Source organism: Paenibacillus hodogayensis (assembly GCF_039536325.1).
Taxonomy (GTDB): domain Bacteria; phylum Bacillota; class Bacilli; order Paenibacillales; family NBRC-103111; genus Paenibacillus_AB; species Paenibacillus_AB hodogayensis.
On sequence record NZ_BAAAYO010000010.1, the window covers coordinates 518,374 to 536,274 of the forward strand.

Below are 17,901 nucleotides of genomic sequence, written 5' to 3' on the forward strand. Positions count from 1 at the left end.
GCTTAACCGCTCGTACCGTACAGCGACTTCTGCTCCTGATGCACATGAATGCTCAGCACGATGCCGACGGCCATCATATTGATCATCAGCGAGGAGCCCCCGTAACTGACAAACGGCAGCGTAATGCCGGTTAGCGGCATAATGCCGATCATCATGCCGATATTTTCGAAAATTTGGAACACGTACATCGATACGATACCGATAATAATGTACGCGCCTGTCCGGTTCTGGCTTTGGATGGAAATATAGATCATCCGGTAAATCAGCAGAAAGTAGAGCAGCAGCAGCACCGACGAGCCCACGAACCCGAACTCTTCCCCGATGACCACAAAGATCGAATCGGAATATGGCAGCGGAATGAAGCCCTTCTGAATCGAGTCGCCGTTCATATACGTTTCCCCGGTCAGCCCGCCCGATCCGATCGCCCGCATCGAGTTATGCACCTGGTATTTGGCGTCCGCCGAGGCGGCGTCGGGGTCGATATACGTATGGATCCGGTTCACCCGGTGCACCCATTCGCCTCTGTCGTTTTCTTTCAAATATTGAATGACGGGATCGTAGTAAATCTGGAACAAATAAAAGAACAGCGCGATAAAGCCGCCGATCAAAGCCCCGCCGATCAGCACATGCGTGTATTTGATATTCCCGATCCAGTACAGGACGACCAGCACGACGAGAAAAATGATCGCATTCCCCAGGTCCGGCTGGATAACGATCAGGGCGACCGGCAAAGCGACCATCAGACCGATGGGCACAACCTCGCGCCAAAACCGCAACGGCTCCCCGTCCCGCTTGGCCAAGAAAGCGGCGATGGCTATAATGGTCAGCAGCTTGACCAGCTCGGCAGGCTGAAAGTTGAAGCCGAATGGCAGCAAAAACCAGCTTTTGGCCGAGTTTTTCTCGGCGCCGAACAAATACACTGCCACAAGCAGAATGATTCCCAACGCATACAAATACCAGCCGCCCTTAATGAGAATCCGGTAATCGAACAGCATTGCGGCAAACATGACCACAAAGCCGACCGCGAAGTTGATCATATTCCTGACGTCGGTCCCTAGAAAAAGCGGATCGTTCGCCGTCGCGCTATGTACGACAAGCGTGCTGATGACCATAAACAAGACCATGAGGACGACGATCGACCAATCTGTTCGTTTCAATTTGTCCAGCAACTTCGTCTCATCCCATCCCGAATAGCTTCTTCACTTTATGCATAACTCCGCTTTTCTCTTCCAGCGGCATGAGCGGCACCGTGTCGCCCAGTATGCGCCGGGCGATATTGCGGTACGCGATAGCTGCGCGCGATTTAGGATTCATGACCGTCGGCTCGCCGCTGTTGGCCGATTTGATGACCGCTTCGTCGTCGGGAACGATGCCGAGCAGATCGATGGCCAGCACCGAGCAAATTTCGTCGATGTCGAGCATCTCGCCCTTCTTCATCATCGTCGCCTTGACCCGGTTGATGATCAGCTTAGGCCCGTGCACCTTCTCCTGCTCCAGCAGGCCGATGATCCGGTCCGCATCGCGCACCGCCGCAAGCTCCGGCGTCGTAACGACGATCGCCTTGTCGGCGCCGGCCACGGCGTTTTTGAATCCTTGCTCGATACCCGCCGGACAATCGATAATGACGAACTCATAGTCCTTCTTCAGCTCCAGGACCATATCGCGCACCGCCTCCGGCGACACGGCGTGCTTGTCCTTCGTCTGCGCAGCAGGCAGCATGTACAGCTCGTCAAAGCGTTTATCCTTGATCAGCGCCTGCTGAAGCCGGCAGCGGCCTTCCGCGACGTCGACCAGATCGTATATGATGCGGTTTTCCAAACCCATCACGACATCCAGATTGCGCAACCCGATATCCGTGTCAACCATGCACACTTTTTTGCCGAGCAGCGCCAGAGCGGTGCCCACATTGGCGGAGGTCGTCGTTTTGCCGACGCCGCCTTTGCCCGATGTAATGACGATTGCCTCTCCCATGCGAATCATCTCCTTTACGTGCCTCCGAACGGATGGTCCGGCCGCAGCCGGTGGAGTTGGTTGATTTTGTCGATTTCCATATTTCCGTCGCGAATATAGGCAAACTCCATCGTGGCGTCTTCGATTCCCCATTCGTCCGGCGGGCGGCTGATCACGTCGGCTATGCGAAGCTGCGTCGGGCGCATATACGACGCCGCGATGAGCGAGCGGTCGTTGCCGCTATAACCCGCGTGAGCCATTCCCCTGAGCGCGCCCAGCACGAAGATGTCTCCCGTGCAGAGCACGGCCCCGCCCGGATTGATATCGCCGAGAAACAACAGATGGCCGTCGTGGCTCACCGTCTGACCCGACCGGATTATTCCTTTGCGCACCGTAATACGGTCAAGCAGCGGATCGGCGGAAGCTTGCGACGCGACGTCCGACTCGATGCTTTGCACGAGAAGATTGCCCTTGCGTCCGATAATATCTTTGATCGCTTCCTTGTCTGCCTCGCTCGACGTCCGTTTCCCCAGCTTGATATGTACATGCACGACCGGCCCCGTCAGGATGTTCCGGTGCGTATTGTCGAGCTTATGTTCCAGCTCCTGCAGCACTTCGGCAAACGGGCACGAATCGTCAATCACGAATATGAGTCCATCCTTGACTCCCTTGATCGTAACGAGATGCTTCGTTTCCGCCATTTCCGCAAAATCCTCCTACCCAAAAACAATTCTCCGGCGCCGCGTGTTTCTCCTGCCGTCCATGCCCGGCTTCACTTCTCTTCCGACTCCCGATCCGCCTCGTCGTCCTCCAGCCATTTGCGCATCGGCATATACAGCAAAAGCGCGATCAAAGCGTTGAACAGCATGCTGGGCAAAATCCCGTGCAGGAACATCCATTGATAACCGGTTTGAACGATGCTCAAAAACAGGTGATAAATGCCGAAAACAAGCGAATCGTACAGAAACGAGCCGAGCATGGCGGCTATGAGGCTGATGACGATGCCCCGGGTCGAGAAGCGGAATGCGGAGCCGAATAAATAACCGACCAACCCCATGCTGAACGAATAAATGCCGAGCGCATGGCCGTAATAAATCAAATCCTGCAGCATGCCGAACCCGAGTCCGTAGGCAAGCCCCTGATAGCGGTTTTTGAATAGCGACGTGAAGATGACGCCGACCAGCACGAGATGCGGGGCGACCAGCGCGGAAGACCTCCACGCGGCGGGGATCAGCCACTGCAGAATCGTGCCCTCAAGCAAAAACAAAGCGAACAAAATAAGAAAGATCCGGTAACGGCGCATGCTTCACCTCACAGATCCGGCACTTGGATGACAAATACTTCGCGCAGATGATTGAACGAAGCGAAAGGCTTGACCAGCGCCGTATGAGTGATGCCGAACTCCCCTTCGTCGCGCGAGACGACCTCGCCAATCTCGATTCCGCGCGGAAACAGCTGCCCCATGCCGGATGTCACGACCACATCGCCGGGCTTCATCTTGTCCGTCTTCGGAATTTTATTCATCACGAGCAATTGTTCTTCGCGCTTATAGCCTTCCAGAATGCCGAAAGATTCGTTCTCGTTCCCTTTGATCGTCACAGCGATCGCCTTCGTGCTGCTGGAATCGAGATCGGTCAGCAATTGAACGTTGGAGAAGAACGGCGAGACGCTGACGATGCGGCCGATCAGTCCGTCGACGGACATGACTCCCATGTTCATCTTGATGCCGTCCTTTTCGCCGAGGTTGATGACGATCGTACTGTTCAACGGGTCGGGACTCGAGGCATACACTTCGGCAATGCGGTATTTGTAGTTGTTCGATTGCTGCTGGCGTTCGGTGAAGCCCAGAGCGTCCTGCAACCGCTTGTTTTGCGCCTCCAGATCGTTCAGACGCGCCGTATCCTTCGCATACTGCGTCAGCGTCTGCTTCATCTGACGGTATTCCTCGTACAATACCGAGATCCGCCGCACGTCCCCGAAGAAGCCCGATACGGCCCTGGCCGGCTTGTTCAGCACTCCTTGCATCCAGGTGACTGTATCCTTCATAAAGCCTTCCGGCGCAGACATCGGTCCCTTGCCGCCGTATGTAAAACCGATGATCGCCACGAACACGATCACCCCGGCCATCAGGATAATCAGCCTTATATTTCCAAACCATTTGAACAAAGCGAACACCTTCCAACGTCTGGCCGGTCAACGCAGCCGCGCCCTCTCACCTTGTCGCGCGGCCGGCCGGCGCTGTCGTAGCGATTTAACGTCTCGATCTCGAACCGGAACCGGATCTTGTCGATTTAAACAAATGAATGTTGTCCAACGCCCGGCCGGTTCCGATCGCCACGCAATCGAGCGGGTGGTCGGCTACGAGCACCGGCATGCCGGTCTCCCGGGCAAGCAGCTTGTCCAGGTTGCGCAGAAGCGCTCCACCGCCTGTCAAGACGATGCCGCGATCCATAATATCGGCTGCCAGCTCCGGCGGACATTTCTCCAGCGTCGCCTTCACGCCTTCGACGATGTTGTTGACGGTATCGGCCAACGCTTCGGTAATCTCGTCCGACGTGACCGACATCGTTTTGGGCAATCCGCTGACCAGATCGCGGCCGCGAATTTCGATCGTTTCCGGCTTCTCCATCGGCAGCGCGGAGCCGATCTCCAGCTTCAGCTGCTCGGACGTGCGCTCTCCGATCATCAGATTGTACGTTTTCTTAATGTACTGCATGATCGCCTCGTCCATTTCGTCGCCGGCGACGCGAATCGACTTGAACGTCACGATCCCGCCGAGCGAAATGACCGCGATCTCGGTCGTGCCTCCGCCGATATCGACAACCATGCTGCCCGTAGGCTCCCATACCGGCAGGTCGGCCCCGATGGCCGCGGCGAACGGCTCCTCGATCGTATAAGCTTCGCGGGCTCCCGCCTGCTTGGTCGCGTCCTCGACGGCGCGCTTCTCGACCGCGGTAATGCCGGACGGAACGCAAACCATGACGTTCGGACGGCGCGGAAACAGCACGCGCTGCTTTTGCGCCTGCCGCAAAAAGTAATTGATCATTGTCGCGGTCGTCTCGAAATCGGCGATAACGCCATCCTTCATAGGACGAACGGCACGTATATTTCCAGGCGTCCGGCCGATCATTTTCTTGGCCGCATCGCCGACTGCCTCGATCGTTTTTGTATCGGTACGCAGAGCGACCACGGACGGCTCTCTGACCACTATTCCTTTTCCTTTGACGTACACAAGCGTATTGGCTGTCCCCAAGTCAATCCCCAGGTCCTTCGAAAAACTACCTAACATAAGGTGTGCGATCTCCTTTCATAAGAGAGAAAAGCTTCCTGGATCGAAGCCTTCCCACGAAGCCGTCATTCGGCGCGGATCTTTTGTCCGTCCCCTCATTATATTACATCAGACCTAGTTCCTTCAAACTCACATTTCGCTTGTCCCCGATTATGACATGATCGAGCACGTCGATGCCGATAACGGACCCCGCTTCGACCAGCCGGCGTGTAATGTCGACATCTTCGGGGCTCGGCGTCGGGTCCCCGCTGGGGTGATTGTGGACGCAAATGATGGAGGCGCTGCTCCGCTTGATGGCCGCAAGGAACACCTCGCGCGGATGTACGATCGACGCGTTCAGGCTGCCGATCGACAACGTCTCCTGTCCGATAACGTGATTTTTCGTATTCAGAAACAAGCAGACAAAATGTTCCTTCTGCAAATAACGGAGCTCCTCCGCGACCAGCAGCGCCACGTCCCCGGGGGAACGGATCGTGACCGTGTCGGGCTGCGACGTTCGAACCACCCTCCTGCCCAGCTCGATGCAGGCCTGAATCTGCAGCGCCTTCGCATGCCCGATCCCCTTCAAAGCGGTCAGCTGCTCGATATTCATCTCCACAAGCTGGCGTAAACCTCCCGCTTCGATCAGGAGACGTTGGGCAAGCGCCACCGCGGACTCCTGGAACGTGCCGGTTCTCAGCAGAATGGCCAGCAATTCGGCATTGCTGAGCGCCTTTGCCCCGTCCCGGAGCATACGTTCGCGCGGCCGTTCCGATAGCGGCATATCGCGCATGGTATATATGGGTGTTGCGGAGGATTCCATCATTTCCCCTCTTTCGACAAAAATGGGATTGCTTCTTATCCTTCCATTATACCATTACATACGATAGTATACGAAATGGTTCGAAAAAAAAGGGGCCGGAATGTCCGCCGTCCAAAAAAACATCCCCGCCGGTAACGACGGGGAGAAGATTGCCTTGCAAAGCGGCCTCTAGCCGCCGCCGGATGCCGAGCGTCCGGTCGAAAACGATTTGATCTGGGCGGAAGGCATCGAGTTGGATTCCAGACCGATGACGTCGGGAATCGTCAATATTTGTTCGAGCGCCTTCAGCAGCCTGTCGGAGCTTGTCGTCCGGAGAGTAAAGCGTAGCTCCATCGCTCCTTCGACCTCTGCGCTGGCCGAGTGCATAACCAAATTTTTAATCTGGATACCCTGCTCGCCGAACTTCGTGGCGATGATGCCAAGCATGCCCGGCCGATCGTAAATTTTGATCACGACATCCTGATTGCGGCGGTTGCGCAGCAGATACTTCTCCCATTTGTTAAGCAGGAAGAGGCTCACGAGTACGAGAAACGTAGCAAGCGAGGCCGGATAATAAAAGCCCGCTCCGACGGACAGGCCGATCGCCGCTACGACCCACACCGAAGCGGCCGTCGTCAGCCCCGATATGCTCGGTCCGTTGCGGATGATCGCGCCCGCTCCGAGAAAGCCGATGCCGCTTATGACTTGGGCGGCAAGCCGTGCCGGATCGGTCCGCACGTTCGGCTCCTCGATAAATTGCGAGAACCCGTAAATGGATAAAAGCATAATCGACGTTGCCCCGATGCACACGAGAATGTGGGTGCGGAAGCCGGCAGCATGATTGCTCCATTCCCGTTCCAAGCCGATCAAGCCGCCGAGCAGAACCGAGACGACCATGCGTATAGTCAAATCAAAATTGGAAATATGCCAGACGCTTTCATTGATCATCGCATTTTGCACTTCCTTATTCCCCATACTATGCGCCGGCGGCATGTTTCGAGTGCGGTATAAGACCTGCCGAAATAACTTAATGAATAAGTAAATAAGTTTGAAAAACGGCTCCGTGTAAACCAAAACGCCTGTCCCGCTGCGCAAGTCAGCCAAGCAAGCCAGGTCTTCGGGTTGTCTCCGCGTCCCCACCCGATATCCTATTTGATCCACCGTAGCATTAAGGAAGCATGGATGAAAGCGGATAGACCGCTTTCAAAATGTTTAACAATTATTTAACATTATGGCTCCTTGCTATTCGATTGTCAATAGGCTGGAGCGCTCTCATGTAAACAAATATTCCATACGGCAAAAGAGACGTGCGGCTTCGGCAACCGCACGCCTCTTTTATGCATTTCTTCCGGCAATCGTTCGCGACGAGCTCCCCGACTATCCTTGAAAAGGACGGATCCCCCAATGCAATAACAGCTGGTAAAGGAGGCTCAAGGGAAGCCCCATCACGCTATAAAAATCGCCTTCGATCTTTTCGATAAACAAGGCTCCCGATCCCTGCACGCCATATGCTCCCGCTTTATCCATCGGCTCGCCCGTCCGGATGTACGCTCGTATTTCCTTATCGCTCATCGGCCTGAACGTCACCCGGCTGACGGTATGTCCGACGAGCGCCCTCGGCTTCCCGTCCGCCCCCTCCGCCGACACCCGATACCGGCCGACGTCTCCGAACGGCATGACGGTCCCGCGGCCCTCCGCCACGGTCGGCGGCAAGGTGCATCCCGCGTCTATGCACGTAATGCCGGTGTATACCTGGTGCGTTCGTCCGGACAGCGCGCGCAGCATGGCAAATGCTTCGTCCCCGTCGGCAGGCTTGCCCAAGATGCGTCCGTCCAAAACGACGACAGTGTCGGAGCCAATGACGATCGTTCCCGTCTGTTCCCCGTTCCGTCCGGCTACCGTACCCGCTTTGCGAAGCGACAGCTGTTCGACCAGCTCGTCCGGCGGCGTGCCCTCCGGCATCGTCTCATCGACGTCGGGAGCCTCGATAAGAACGGGCAATCCGATCGTTCCGATCAGCTCCCGTCTGCGCGGAGAGCTCGAAGCCAGCAGAAGCGTCGTTTGCTGTGACATAGTATTCATTCTCCTTCTCCTTCTGCTTTCCAAAGCTAAAGCCTTATCCGGCTTGTCCGCCGCGTCCCTCGTCACATTTTCCGGTATATCCATATGGCGGCGGCAATGCCCAGAATGCTGATGACGTTCAGCTTAAGCTGTAAAAACAAGCTGTATTTGATGACATTCAAATCCGCTTTCGGCTCCCACGTAATTTGCGCCGATTTGGTCAAAAAGCCGAGCCATGTGACGGACGCCAGCAGCTGCGTGACAATCGCGGCGGCCAACAGGCCGAGCAGCAGGAATAGCACCAGCATGAATCCGTTTTTTTTCATCAAAACCCGCCCTCTCCTCCGACAATCGCGTATGGCCTGTTCACGGACCTAATTATACGATGGACGCAGGCGGTTGACAATGAGCCCTAGCGCATGTCCCGGACGTACGCAATGGAACATATTTCCTGAATACTTCCACCCCGCTCGACATGTACAATGAAGATGGGAGGGGACTGCACGCATGAGACGAATGAACACCGGACTGATCAAGCTGCTTCTCGCAGCCGGCTTCCTTCTTGCCGCACCCGTCCAGGCCAGCGCCGCGAAAATCGTGGTCGATGCCGGACATGGCGGCTCCGATCCGGGAGCCGTAGGCGTTAACGGACTTTACGAAAAAAATGTAAATATCAGCGTCGCCCGAAAGCTTCGCGATTTGCTGACCGAGCAAGGTTACGACGTAACGCTTACCCGGGATTCGGACGATTACATAAGCCTCTCGGATCGCGTCGCAATGACGAATAAGGAGAAGCCCGACCTGTTCGTATCCGTCCACGCCAATTCGCATACGAACGCGAACGCAAGCGGATCGCTCGTCCTTTATTACGACAAAGACTTCCCGCAGGCCAGCTACCCTTCGAGCGAGGAGATGGCCGCGCTTACACCTCAAAGCAAACGCCTCGCATCGCTGGTGCAGCAATATATGGTCGCGAAGACCGGCTTCGCGGACAACGGCCTCGTGCCAAGCGCCGCGTACGTGATTCGCATGGGACAAGTTCCGAGCATCCTGGTGGAGACGGCGTTTCTCAGCAATGCGTCGGACGCCGCCCGGCTGGCCGACGATTCGGTACGGCAGAAGCTCGCCGACGGAATCGCCAAAGGCGTTGCCGCGTATTTGCCTCTGACGCTTCCCGGAGGTTTCTCCGACATTGCCGGACATTGGGCCCGCGACGCCATCGTTCGCCTGAAGGAAAAAGGGCTTGTAGAGGGGGACGGCGGCGCATACAGACCGGACAAGCCGATGACGCGGGCGGAATGGCTCACGATCGCGGACAGGCTGTTCTCATTCGGCGACAAGCTGAAGACGCCATCCGGCACAACGGGCCAGACGACCGTCACGGGCCAAGTTTACCAAGACTTGCCCAAATCGCATTGGGCGTACGGGACGTTCCAGAACGCCATCCGACTGGGCTACATTAGCGGTTATGAGGACGGCTCGCTGCGGCCCGATCAGCCGGTTACCCGTTCCGAAGTCGCCGTGCTGCTGGAACGGATGACCGACGGCTCCGCGCAGGGATCGTGGACGAAGACGGCGGATTTCGCCGACGTGCCGGCCACGTATTGGGCGGCCGGATCGATCTACCGGCTGAAACAGAAAGGCATTATGAACGGCGTGACCGACAAAACGTTCGCTCCGGCGAAAAACATGACCCGGGCCGAAATGGCGGCGATGGTCGACCGGCTGTTGGCCCAGAACGACAAGGCGGGCCGCGCCGTCCAGACGGACGGCTCCGGTAAGCCGGCAGCCGTCCCGAATACCGGAAAACCGGCCAATCGCTAGGTGTTGTAAGGTCGCGATACCTCAAGAAGGACCTGTGCGCTGCATGCGCGCAGGTCCTTTGTTCGTTTGTGCCGTTTATTGCACCCTGATTGCCCCGAGCAACTCGTTTTCCGCGAACAGCGCCTGCATAAGCGCCGACTGCGCGGCCCACAGAAACGCCGGCGACGGATTTTTCTTGTACTCGTCCATGGACGTGACGGCGGTGCTCATCGCGGTGCCCCATTTTTGCAGCATTGCCTTTTGCTCCTGGGCGAGCCCCGCTCCGAACGAACCGCTCGCGCCTGTCCATGCTTGATGGGAGGTATGAATCGACTGAAGGGTCGAATCGTCGATCGCCGCCGGCGTCTTCTCCTTCAAGCGGGCTGTAGTGAAATTGGCGATCGTCTGGAGCAGCTTGCGGTTCTGCGCGAAAAATTGCTCGGGCGCCCCGGTCTGCTCGCCGGACCATCTGACCTTATCCGCCGCCGGCAGCGTGATCGGCTTCAAAAACAGCTCCATCTGCTGCTCCTTGAGCGTCTGGCTTAACGCCAGAGCATCGTCTCGGCTGGGGGACATGCCGACGTATACGTAAAATTTGTCGGACGGCTGCACGAAAGCGGCAAGCCCCTTTTTCTTCAGCTCGGCTACCGCAGCGTCAGCCCCTTGCTGATTGGAAAAAACGCCGTTTTGCAGCAGCGTATACGATTGCTCGGCGATTTTGGCCGATACGGAGGCAGCCGCTGCGGAGGCAGCCGGAGCCGCCGGCTCCTTGGCGCCGGACGACGCCGCTGCCGAGTCGGGCTGCTTCGTCTGCGGATTCGTCCCGGCGACCTGCTGCTTGCCTGTCGCTTCAGGGACGCCGGGAAGCTGATCCTCACCTCCGAACATCGACAATACGAAGAAACCGATCAATACGCCGGTAGCGACCGCCCCTGTGACCGACGCAACGATTTTCAACCAAGGGGTAACGGGATTCCGTTCGTGACCGGTACGAATCGTGGTGACCGGCCGGTTGTTACGATCGTAACGATCGTAACGGTCGTAACCTCCGGGCAGTTGTCCAGGATCGTACTCCTGATCCACGATAGGTCCCTCCCGCTCGACGGGATAACGATCCCGGTTGCGTTCCCTCTCCCGCTCCTGCTTGCGTTCCCGGTATGGTTCCCGGACGGGCTCGGGGCGGCGCTCTTCGCGATGCTCCGTATGCTCGGCTTCGCGAATCATCCGCTCCACCCGTTCGGTCTCGGCTTCGAACGGGCTTTTCCAAGCGCCGAAATCGGTCGTGAACTGGTTAAGCGGACCCGTATCGAATATTTCATCGCGCCGCTTCTCTGCGCGAGGCTCCGGACGCACGGACGGCTCCGCGCGGTAGACGTCCTCGGGACCCGGCAGACGCGTGTCCTCCACGACGGTAAACTCTTCTTTCGATAAAGGGATAACCGGTCTGGGTTCCCTGCGGACCGTATCCCGTCCCGGCTCGTCGAATCGGTACGTAATTCTCGCCTTGTTCATGCCCGGTTCACTCCTTGTCCCTGAAAACTGCTTGTTCTCATCTGTATGCGGGACAGGCGGGCAATATGACAGTATCATGCGTTTCCGGCGGCAACAAAAAGAAACCGATTCCCTTTCGGGCTATCGGCCTCCGTCTGGTCTCTTCATAGGCAGTATGGCTTACGAGCAGAGCCGCCGTTTGGCGGCCGCGACCGTCAGCCTTCCCGTTCGGCAAGCGCTTTGGCAAGGGCGTGGGACGCCTTCCAAATGTCGCCCGCGCCCATCGTCAGCACCAGATCTCCGCTGCGGACGAAACTTAGAAGAAAAGCGAGCACTTCGTTCACGGACGAAATATGGCGTACATGGCTGTTGCTGTTCAGCCGGATCAGCTCCACCAGCTTCTCCGAACTGATTCCTTCGATCTGCCGCTCTCCGGCCGGCGAATAAATATCGGCGATAACGACTTCGTCCGCTTCTCCGAACGCGCGGCTAAACTGCTCGAACAAAAAATACGTCCGCGTATACCGCTGCGGCTGGAACACCGCGATAATCCGCTTGCCGGTCGCCTTCGCCGCCCCGATCGTGGCTACGATTTCCGTCGGATGATGCGCGTAATCGTCGATGACGAGGATGCCTCCGGATTCGCCCAGCACCTGAAAGCGCCGCTTCGCGCCGCGGAACAGCTTGATCGCCGCGGCGAAGTCGGCGAACGGAATGCCCGCCTCGCGGCAGACGATGAAGGCGGCAAGCGCATTGTATACGTTATAGCGTCCCGGAACGGACAGCTCCAGCGTACCGAGCGTCACGCCGCCGTGACTGACCTCGAACGACACGCGCCGGTCCCCGAGCTTGACGTTCAGGGCGCGGTAGTCGGCTTCCCGATCCAGGCCGTACGTCAATGTCGTGCCTGGAGCCGCGGTGGCGACAACCTCGCGCACTTCGGGGTCGTCGATGCAGACGACCGCCTTGCCGCCCTCGGTCACCTGTCCCAAAAACTGGGCGTACGCCTGCTTCAGCTTATTGAAATCGCCATCGTAATTTTCCAGATGGTCGGCTTCGATATTGGTCACGATCGCGTACTGCGGCCTGTACCGCAAAAACGAACCGTCGCTTTCGTCGGCCTCGGCGACGACATAATCGCCGGAGCCCGCCTTGGCGTTGCTGCCGACATTCATAATCTCCCCGCCGATAATATAGGTCGGATCGAGCCCGCACTCCTCCATGACGAGGGAAATCATCGACGTCGTCGTCGTTTTGCCGTGCGCCCCGGCGACGGCGACGCCTTTGCGCGACTCCATCAGCCTGGCCAGCATCTGCGAGCGGTGCAGGATCGGAATGTTCAGCCGCTCGGCTTCCGCCATCTCCACGTTGTCCCCGGACAAGGCCGTCGAATAGACGACGACATCCGCCCCCCGGACGTGACTGGCCGCATGGCCGATAAACACCTTGGCTCCCTTGGCCGCCAGCTTGTCGGTCAGCTCCTGTCTCGTCAAATCCGATCCCGTCACTTTGAAGCCCATCTCCAGCATCACTTTGGCAATCGCGCTCATCCCGTAGCCGCCTATACCGATAAAATGCACCTGCTCCGTCGTATTCACACTCACGCTCACCAGCCTTTGTCAGAATCTTTGCGGTACAGCATCCAGGATCGCACATCGGAGATCAGATAGAGCGTGCCTGTCACGACGGCCAGGTCGCCTTCGCGGTCCGTACGTTCCGTCAGCAGACGAAGCGCCGTCTTCCAATCCGGCTCCACGGTAATATCCAGCGACAGATTCAGCTCCTTCAGCATATCGCGGGCCAGGCCGGCCAATGCCTCCGCCTCCGCTTTCTTGAAGAAGTCGGGCTCGGTCACGATCAGGGAATCGGCCAGCGGCAGCAAATGCCGCAGCACGCCCTCATGCTGCTTGGTCGGCATCATGGCAATCATCATATGCAGCTTGTCGTACCGGTAGACGGTGCTCAACGCTTCCGCCAGCGTCTCCGCTCCTTCCGGATTGTGCGCGCCGTCCAGCAGCACGCGCGGATCGCGGCTAACCATCTCCAGCCTTCCCGGCCACTGCGCCGAGCTCATGCCTTGCCGGAACGGCTCCTCGTCCAGCACGACGGCATAATACTGCCGCAGCACTTCCAGCGTCATCAGGGCGACGGCCGCATTTTTCAACTGATGAGCCCCGTTAAGCGTAATGTCGATATCGTCAAGCCGGCGGAACGGTCCCGAGAAGCGGAGCGTCTGCCGATCGAGATCGGAGCGGACCGGCTCGAAGCGGAATTGCTCGTTCATCAGATAGAGCGTGCTCTTGCGCTCAGCCGCCGCCCGGCGAATCGACTCGATCGCCTCGGGCTGCTCAACCGCGCTGACGACAGGCACCCCGGGCTTGATAATACCGGCCTTCTCTTCGGCCACCTGCGCGAGCGTCTCGCCCAATATTTCCATATGATCGTGACCTACGTTCGTAATGACCGATACGATAGGCGTCACGACATTGGTCGAATCGAGACGGCCGCCAAGGCCGGTTTCCCATACGACGAAGTCCGGGTACGCCTCCTTAGCGAAGTACAGCACGGCCAGCACCGTCGACACTTCGAACATCGTTGGGGCTCCCCATTCGGTTTCGGCGATTTCGTCGAAAATCGGCTTGATTTCATTGACGAGCGCAAGCAGCGAATCGTCCCCGATGTCACGGCCGTTGTATTGAATCCGGTTCTGGTACCGTTCGATAAAAGGAGAAGTGAACGTCCCCACGTCATACCCGCACGCGATCAGCGTTTTCGTCAAAAAGGCGCACGTGGAGCCTTTGCCGTTCGTTCCGGCCACATGGATAAATTTCAGCCGTCTTTGCGGAAAACCGAGCTTCTCCATAAACAGTTCCATCCGCTTCATCCCCGGACGAATGCCGAATTTCATCCTGCCCGTTATCCAACTTACCGCTTCGTCCGCCGTCCGGAAAGCCGCCTGCGCGGCATCGGTCGCTCCATTCATACGTCTCATCCCTTTAATATATGAATTTGGTCCGTGAAATTGATAGTCATCGGTCCATTTCCGGAAAACGGCCTGAGGAGCGCCCTCGCTCCCCAGACCGTTCCGTCTGCCTATCGTTTCGGAGGCCGCCCATGCAGCCGGGTATTCAACATCGCGTGCAATGCCCTTGGATTACCCTTTCAGCTCGGCAAGGCGCGCTAGCACCTTCTCCCGCTTCTCGGCGTAATCGTGCATCTTCGCTTTCTCCTCCTCGATTACCTTGGCCGGCGCTTTGGCGACAAAGCCTTCGTTGGACAGCTTCTTCTCCACGCGCTGCACTTCTGCGGTGAGCGTCTGCACTTCCTTCTCCAGCCGCGCCAGCTCCTGCGCGATGTCGATCAGCCCGGCCAGCGGCAGGAACAGCTCCGCACCCGTCACGACGGCGGTCATCGCCTTCTCCGGATGGGCAAGCGACGTGCCCAGCTCGAAGCTGGACGTATTGCAGAAGCGGCGGATATATTCTTCATTGCGCTGCAGGATGGACAGCGTCTCTTCGCCGGACGGACGAATAGCCAGCTCGATCTTCTTGCTCATCGGCACGTTCACTTCGGCCCGGATATTGCGCACCGCCCGGATCACATCCATCAACAGGTTCATCTCCGCCACGGCGTCGGGAGCCTCCAGCTTGGCGTCGTAAACCGGCCATTCGGCCAGGACGATCGTGTCGCCTTCGTGAGGCAGATGCTGCCAGATTTCTTCGCTGATAAACGGCATGAACGGATGGATCAACCGCTGCGTGCGGTCCAGCACGTAAGCGAGCACGGACTGCGTCGTCTTCTTGCCCGCGGCGTCCTCCCCGTACAGCGACAGCTTGGCGAACTCGATATACCAGTCGCACAGATCGTCCCAGATGAAGTTGTATAGCACCCGTCCCGTTTCGCCGAATTCGTAGATGTCCATCAGCCGCGTCACTTCCGCAGCCGTTTCGTTCAGCCGGTGCAAAATCCAGCGGTCCGCCGTGCGCAGCTCCCCGCCAAGGTCGATATCCGCAGCCGAGAAGCCTTCCAGATTCATAAGCGCGAAGCGCGAGGCGTTCCATATTTTGTTGGCAAAATTGCGGGCTTGCTCTACCCGTTCCCAACGGAAACGCAAATCCTGACCCGGCGTGCTGCTTGTGGACAGCATGTAACGCATGGCGTCGGCGCCATACTTCTCGATGACTTCGAGCGGGTCGACCCCGTTGCCAAGCGACTTGGACATTTTACGGCCCTCCGAATCGCGGACGAGACCGTGAATGAGCACGTCTTTGAACGGTATTTGGCCAGTGAATTCGAGCGAGCTGAAAATCATCCGCGACACCCAGAACGGAATGATGTCATACCCCGTAACGAGCAGGCTCGTCGGGAAATATTTGCGCTTTTCGGCCGTATCGTCCGGCCAGCCGAGCGTGGAGAACGGCCAGAGCGCGGAGCTGAACCAGGTATCCAATACGTCCTCGTCCTGCTTCAAATGCGTTCCTCCGCAATGCGAACACGCCGTCGCGTCTTCCCGGGCAACCGTGATGCCGTCGCAATCGTCGCAATACCATGCCGGGATGCGGTGCCCCCACCACAACTGACGCGAGATGCACCAGTCGCGGACGTTCTCCATCCATTGCAAGTACGATCTTTCGAACCGATCCGGGACAAAATTCGCGCCCGCGCCGGACTTCTGCGCTTCGATCGCCTTTTCCGCCAGAGGCTTCATGTTGACGAACCATTGCGTGGACAAGAACGGCTCGACAACCGCGCCCGTCCGCTCGCTGTGACCGACCTGATGGACGTGCTCCTCGATTTTGAGCAATACGCCCTGGTCTTTCAAATCCTGCACGAGCTTTTTGCGGCAGTCGAATCGGTCCATTCCTTGGTACGGGCCGGCGTTCGCATTCATGACGCCGGACTCGTCCATGACGAGAATCCGCGGCAGTTCATGGCGCTCGCCTACCTCGAAGTCGTTCGGATCGTGAGCCGGCGTAATTTTGACGGCGCCGCTTCCGAATTCCTTGTCTACGTATTCGTCCGCAACAACCGGAATTTCCCGGCCGACAATCGGCAAAATCAGCATTTTGCCGATCATGTCCCGGTAACGCTCGTCATCCGGATGAACGGCGACCGCCGTATCCCCGAGCATCGTCTCGGGACGAGTGGTAGCAACCGTAATATGGCCGCTTCCGTCCTTCAGCGGGTACTGGAGATGGTACAGTCCCCCTTGAACCTCCTTATGCTCGACCTCGATATCGGACAGCGCCGTACGAGCCACCGGGTCCCAGTTAATAATCCGTTTGCCGCGGTAAATGAGCCCTTTCTCGTAATACTGGACGAACACTTCGCGAACCGCGCGGGACAGCCCTTCGTCCAGCGTAAAGCGCTCGCGGGAGTAGTCGAGCGAGAAGCCCACTTTGGCCCATTGCTCGTGGATCGTGTTCGCATACAGTTCTTTCCATTCCCATACTTTCTCGAGGAACGCTTCCCGGCCCAGATCATGTCTCGACAAGCCTTCGCCGCGCAGCTTCTGCTCCACCTTCGTTTGCGTGGAAATGCCGGCATGGTCCGTCCCCGGTAACCACAATGCGTCGAAGCCTTGCATCCGCTTCATGCGGATCATAATGTCCTGGAGCGTGCAGTCGAGAGCGTGGCCGATATGCAGCATCCCCGTTACGTTCGGGGGCGGGATCACGATGGTATAGGGCTGGGCGTCCGGACGCTTGCCCGCTGCGAACACGTTATGCTCCAGCCAGTAAGCGTACCATTTCGCTTCGGCCGCCTTCGGGTCGTACGTGGTCGGCATAGATACCGACGAAGTCGATTTCGTTTCCTGCAATTCCGTCATGAACAACAACCTCCCGTTTCGTTCGCCGCCCACATGCAAGCGGCCAAAAAAAGAAAACAAAAAAGCCCTCCGCCGCAAAGGACGAAAGGCATTGCTTCCGTGGTACCACCTTTATTCCGCGCCGTTCCTACCGAAACAAACGCGACACTCGAGCAGATAACGGCTGCGGCCGGCCGGTTCTCCGTGCTGCCCAACATCCCGCGCAACGGCGGAGAACGATTGTGCGGCATGACCGGCGACTCCGGGGCGACTTCGACAGTTACAGCCTGCGGATCCTCACAGCGTCAAGCGGTCCGCTCTCTGAAGGTTTGGCTGCCTACTACTCCCCTTCCAAGTCTTTGCTTATCAGATGGTCCCCTTCAATGCAGCGGAACCGGCGTCCAAGCCCTGTCTCCACTTTTGGGGTTACCCCTATATTAAACATTTTGCGCGGTTCAGTCAATGAGCCATCCGCTAATCTCGCTTGAACATTTGCTTGGCGACGTAGATGACCACCGCGATCAAGGCCGTAATCCACAACGCCTGGTAAATGGATTGGACTGTCGATCCCATGACGGCCTCCATTCGTCCGTATTTCCTTCGGCTCGACCTTATCATCAGCATATCCAATGGACGGGGCTTCATACATATAGAACAGGAGGCAATCGGGGCGAACCGTCATACACGATGATACCGACAAGCTCGTCACCTTAGCCG

At 57.7% G+C, this 17,901-nt stretch carries 15 protein-coding genes; 1 reads left to right on the forward strand and 14 read right to left on the reverse strand.

All coding sequences use genetic code 11. From position 1 onward, the window contains the following. Positions 1-2 precede the first annotated feature (2 nt). From ABD796_RS21340 to ABD796_RS21385, 10 genes are all read right to left on the reverse strand, one after another. Positions 3-1,169: an FtsW/RodA/SpoVE family cell cycle protein gene (locus ABD796_RS21340; protein WP_344911538.1), complete on the reverse strand. Its 1,167-nt coding sequence runs from the start codon at positions 1,167-1,169 to the stop codon at positions 3-5. Positions 1,170-1,176: 7 nt separating this feature from the next. Beyond that, positions 1,177-1,971 (reverse strand): septum site-determining protein MinD, encoded by a 795-nt coding sequence (gene minD, locus ABD796_RS21345; protein ID WP_344911540.1) that lies wholly within the window; start codon positions 1,969-1,971, stop codon positions 1,177-1,179. A 14-nt stretch (positions 1,972-1,985) separates the two neighbouring features. Further along, positions 1,986-2,651: a septum site-determining protein MinC gene (locus ABD796_RS21350; RefSeq protein ID WP_344911543.1), complete on the reverse strand. Its 666-nt coding sequence runs from the start codon at positions 2,649-2,651 to the stop codon at positions 1,986-1,988. A gap of 71 nt (positions 2,652-2,722) precedes the next feature. After that, the gene (gene mreD / locus ABD796_RS21355) at positions 2,723-3,253 is read right to left on the reverse strand and encodes a rod shape-determining protein MreD (RefSeq protein WP_344911545.1); all 531 of its coding nucleotides are present in this window, start codon (positions 3,251-3,253) and stop codon (positions 2,723-2,725) included. Between the two features lie 8 nt (positions 3,254-3,261). Then, the gene (mreC, locus tag ABD796_RS21360) at positions 3,262-4,116 is read right to left on the reverse strand and encodes a rod shape-determining protein MreC (protein ID WP_344911548.1); all 855 of its coding nucleotides are present in this window, start codon (positions 4,114-4,116) and stop codon (positions 3,262-3,264) included. A gap of 85 nt (positions 4,117-4,201) precedes the next feature. Then, positions 4,202-5,239: a rod shape-determining protein gene (locus tag ABD796_RS21365; protein ID WP_344911551.1), complete on the reverse strand. Its 1,038-nt coding sequence runs from the start codon at positions 5,237-5,239 to the stop codon at positions 4,202-4,204. Positions 5,240-5,342: 103 nt separating this feature from the next. Continuing rightward, entirely contained in the window at positions 5,343-6,044 is a 702-nt protein-coding gene (gene radC / locus ABD796_RS21370; protein WP_344911554.1) for a RadC family protein, read from the reverse strand. A 165-nt stretch (positions 6,045-6,209) separates the two neighbouring features. Then, a complete protein-coding gene (locus tag ABD796_RS21375; protein WP_344911558.1) occupies positions 6,210-6,968 on the reverse strand; it encodes an MgtC/SapB family protein in 759 nt (252 codons plus the stop codon). A gap of 429 nt (positions 6,969-7,397) precedes the next feature. After that, positions 7,398-8,102 (reverse strand): Maf family protein, encoded by a 705-nt coding sequence (locus tag ABD796_RS21380; protein ID WP_344911562.1) that lies wholly within the window; start codon positions 8,100-8,102, stop codon positions 7,398-7,400. A 62-nt stretch (positions 8,103-8,164) separates the two neighbouring features. Continuing rightward, the gene (locus ABD796_RS21385) at positions 8,165-8,407 is read right to left on the reverse strand and encodes a DUF4321 domain-containing protein (protein WP_344911566.1); all 243 of its coding nucleotides are present in this window, start codon (positions 8,405-8,407) and stop codon (positions 8,165-8,167) included. Between the two features lie 181 nt (positions 8,408-8,588). On the opposite strand from ABD796_RS21385, the gene ABD796_RS21390 reads away from it, so the two are divergent. Beyond that, a complete protein-coding gene (locus ABD796_RS21390) occupies positions 8,589-9,905 on the forward strand; it encodes an N-acetylmuramoyl-L-alanine amidase (protein WP_344911568.1) in 1,317 nt (438 codons plus the stop codon). Positions 9,906-9,980: 75 nt separating this feature from the next. Here the strand turns inward: ABD796_RS21390 and ABD796_RS21395 are convergent, their stop codons facing one another. The 4 genes from ABD796_RS21395 to ABD796_RS21410 all read right to left on the reverse strand — a co-directional run bounded on the left by ABD796_RS21395 (position 9,981) and on the right by ABD796_RS21410 (position 17,205). Continuing rightward, positions 9,981-11,396: an SPOR domain-containing protein gene (locus tag ABD796_RS21395; RefSeq protein ID WP_344911572.1), complete on the reverse strand. Its 1,416-nt coding sequence runs from the start codon at positions 11,394-11,396 to the stop codon at positions 9,981-9,983. Positions 11,397-11,590: 194 nt separating this feature from the next. Further along, entirely contained in the window at positions 11,591-12,973 is a 1,383-nt protein-coding gene (gene murC, locus ABD796_RS21400) for a UDP-N-acetylmuramate--L-alanine ligase (protein WP_344912914.1), read from the reverse strand. Positions 12,974-12,981: 8 nt separating this feature from the next. Then, positions 12,982-14,358 carry a bifunctional folylpolyglutamate synthase/dihydrofolate synthase gene (locus ABD796_RS21405; protein WP_344911574.1) on the reverse strand — a complete coding sequence of 459 codons (1,377 nt, stop codon included), beginning with the start codon at positions 14,356-14,358 and terminating at the stop codon, positions 12,982-12,984. Positions 14,359-14,529: 171 nt separating this feature from the next. Beyond that, complete coding sequence (locus ABD796_RS21410) at positions 14,530-17,205, reverse strand: valine--tRNA ligase (RefSeq protein ID WP_344911576.1); 2,676 nt, start codon at positions 17,203-17,205, stop codon at positions 14,530-14,532. Positions 17,206-17,901: the final 696 nt, after the last annotated feature.

Bases quoted from the DNA above. Each gene is read 5' to 3' on its own strand.
- radC (WP_344911554.1), bottom strand. From the start codon at position 6,044: ATGATGGAATCCTCCGCAACACCCATATATACCATGCGCGATATGCCG.
- minD (WP_344911540.1), bottom strand. From the start codon at position 1,971: ATGGGAGAGGCAATCGTCATTACATCGGGCAAAGGCGGCGTCGGCAAA.
- ABD796_RS21410 (WP_344911576.1), bottom strand. From the start codon at position 17,205: ATGACGGAATTGCAGGAAACGAAATCGACTTCGTCGGTATCTATGCCG.
- ABD796_RS21350 (WP_344911543.1), bottom strand. From the start codon at position 2,651: ATGGCGGAAACGAAGCATCTCGTTACGATCAAGGGAGTCAAGGATGGA.
- ABD796_RS21390 (WP_344911568.1), top strand. From the start codon at position 8,589: ATGAGACGAATGAACACCGGACTGATCAAGCTGCTTCTCGCAGCCGGC.
- ABD796_RS21375 (WP_344911558.1), bottom strand. From the start codon at position 6,968: ATGATCAATGAAAGCGTCTGGCATATTTCCAATTTTGATTTGACTATA.
- ABD796_RS21395 (WP_344911572.1), bottom strand. From the start codon at position 11,396: ATGAACAAGGCGAGAATTACGTACCGATTCGACGAGCCGGGACGGGAT.
- ABD796_RS21405 (WP_344911574.1), bottom strand. From the start codon at position 14,358: ATGAATGGAGCGACCGATGCCGCGCAGGCGGCTTTCCGGACGGCGGAC.
- ABD796_RS21365 (WP_344911551.1), bottom strand. From the start codon at position 5,239: ATGTTAGGTAGTTTTTCGAAGGACCTGGGGATTGACTTGGGGACAGCC.
- ABD796_RS21380 (WP_344911562.1), bottom strand. From the start codon at position 8,102: ATGAATACTATGTCACAGCAAACGACGCTTCTGCTGGCTTCGAGCTCT.
- mreD (WP_344911545.1), bottom strand. From the start codon at position 3,253: ATGCGCCGTTACCGGATCTTTCTTATTTTGTTCGCTTTGTTTTTGCTT.
- ABD796_RS21385 (WP_344911566.1), bottom strand. From the start codon at position 8,407: ATGAAAAAAAACGGATTCATGCTGGTGCTATTCCTGCTGCTCGGCCTG.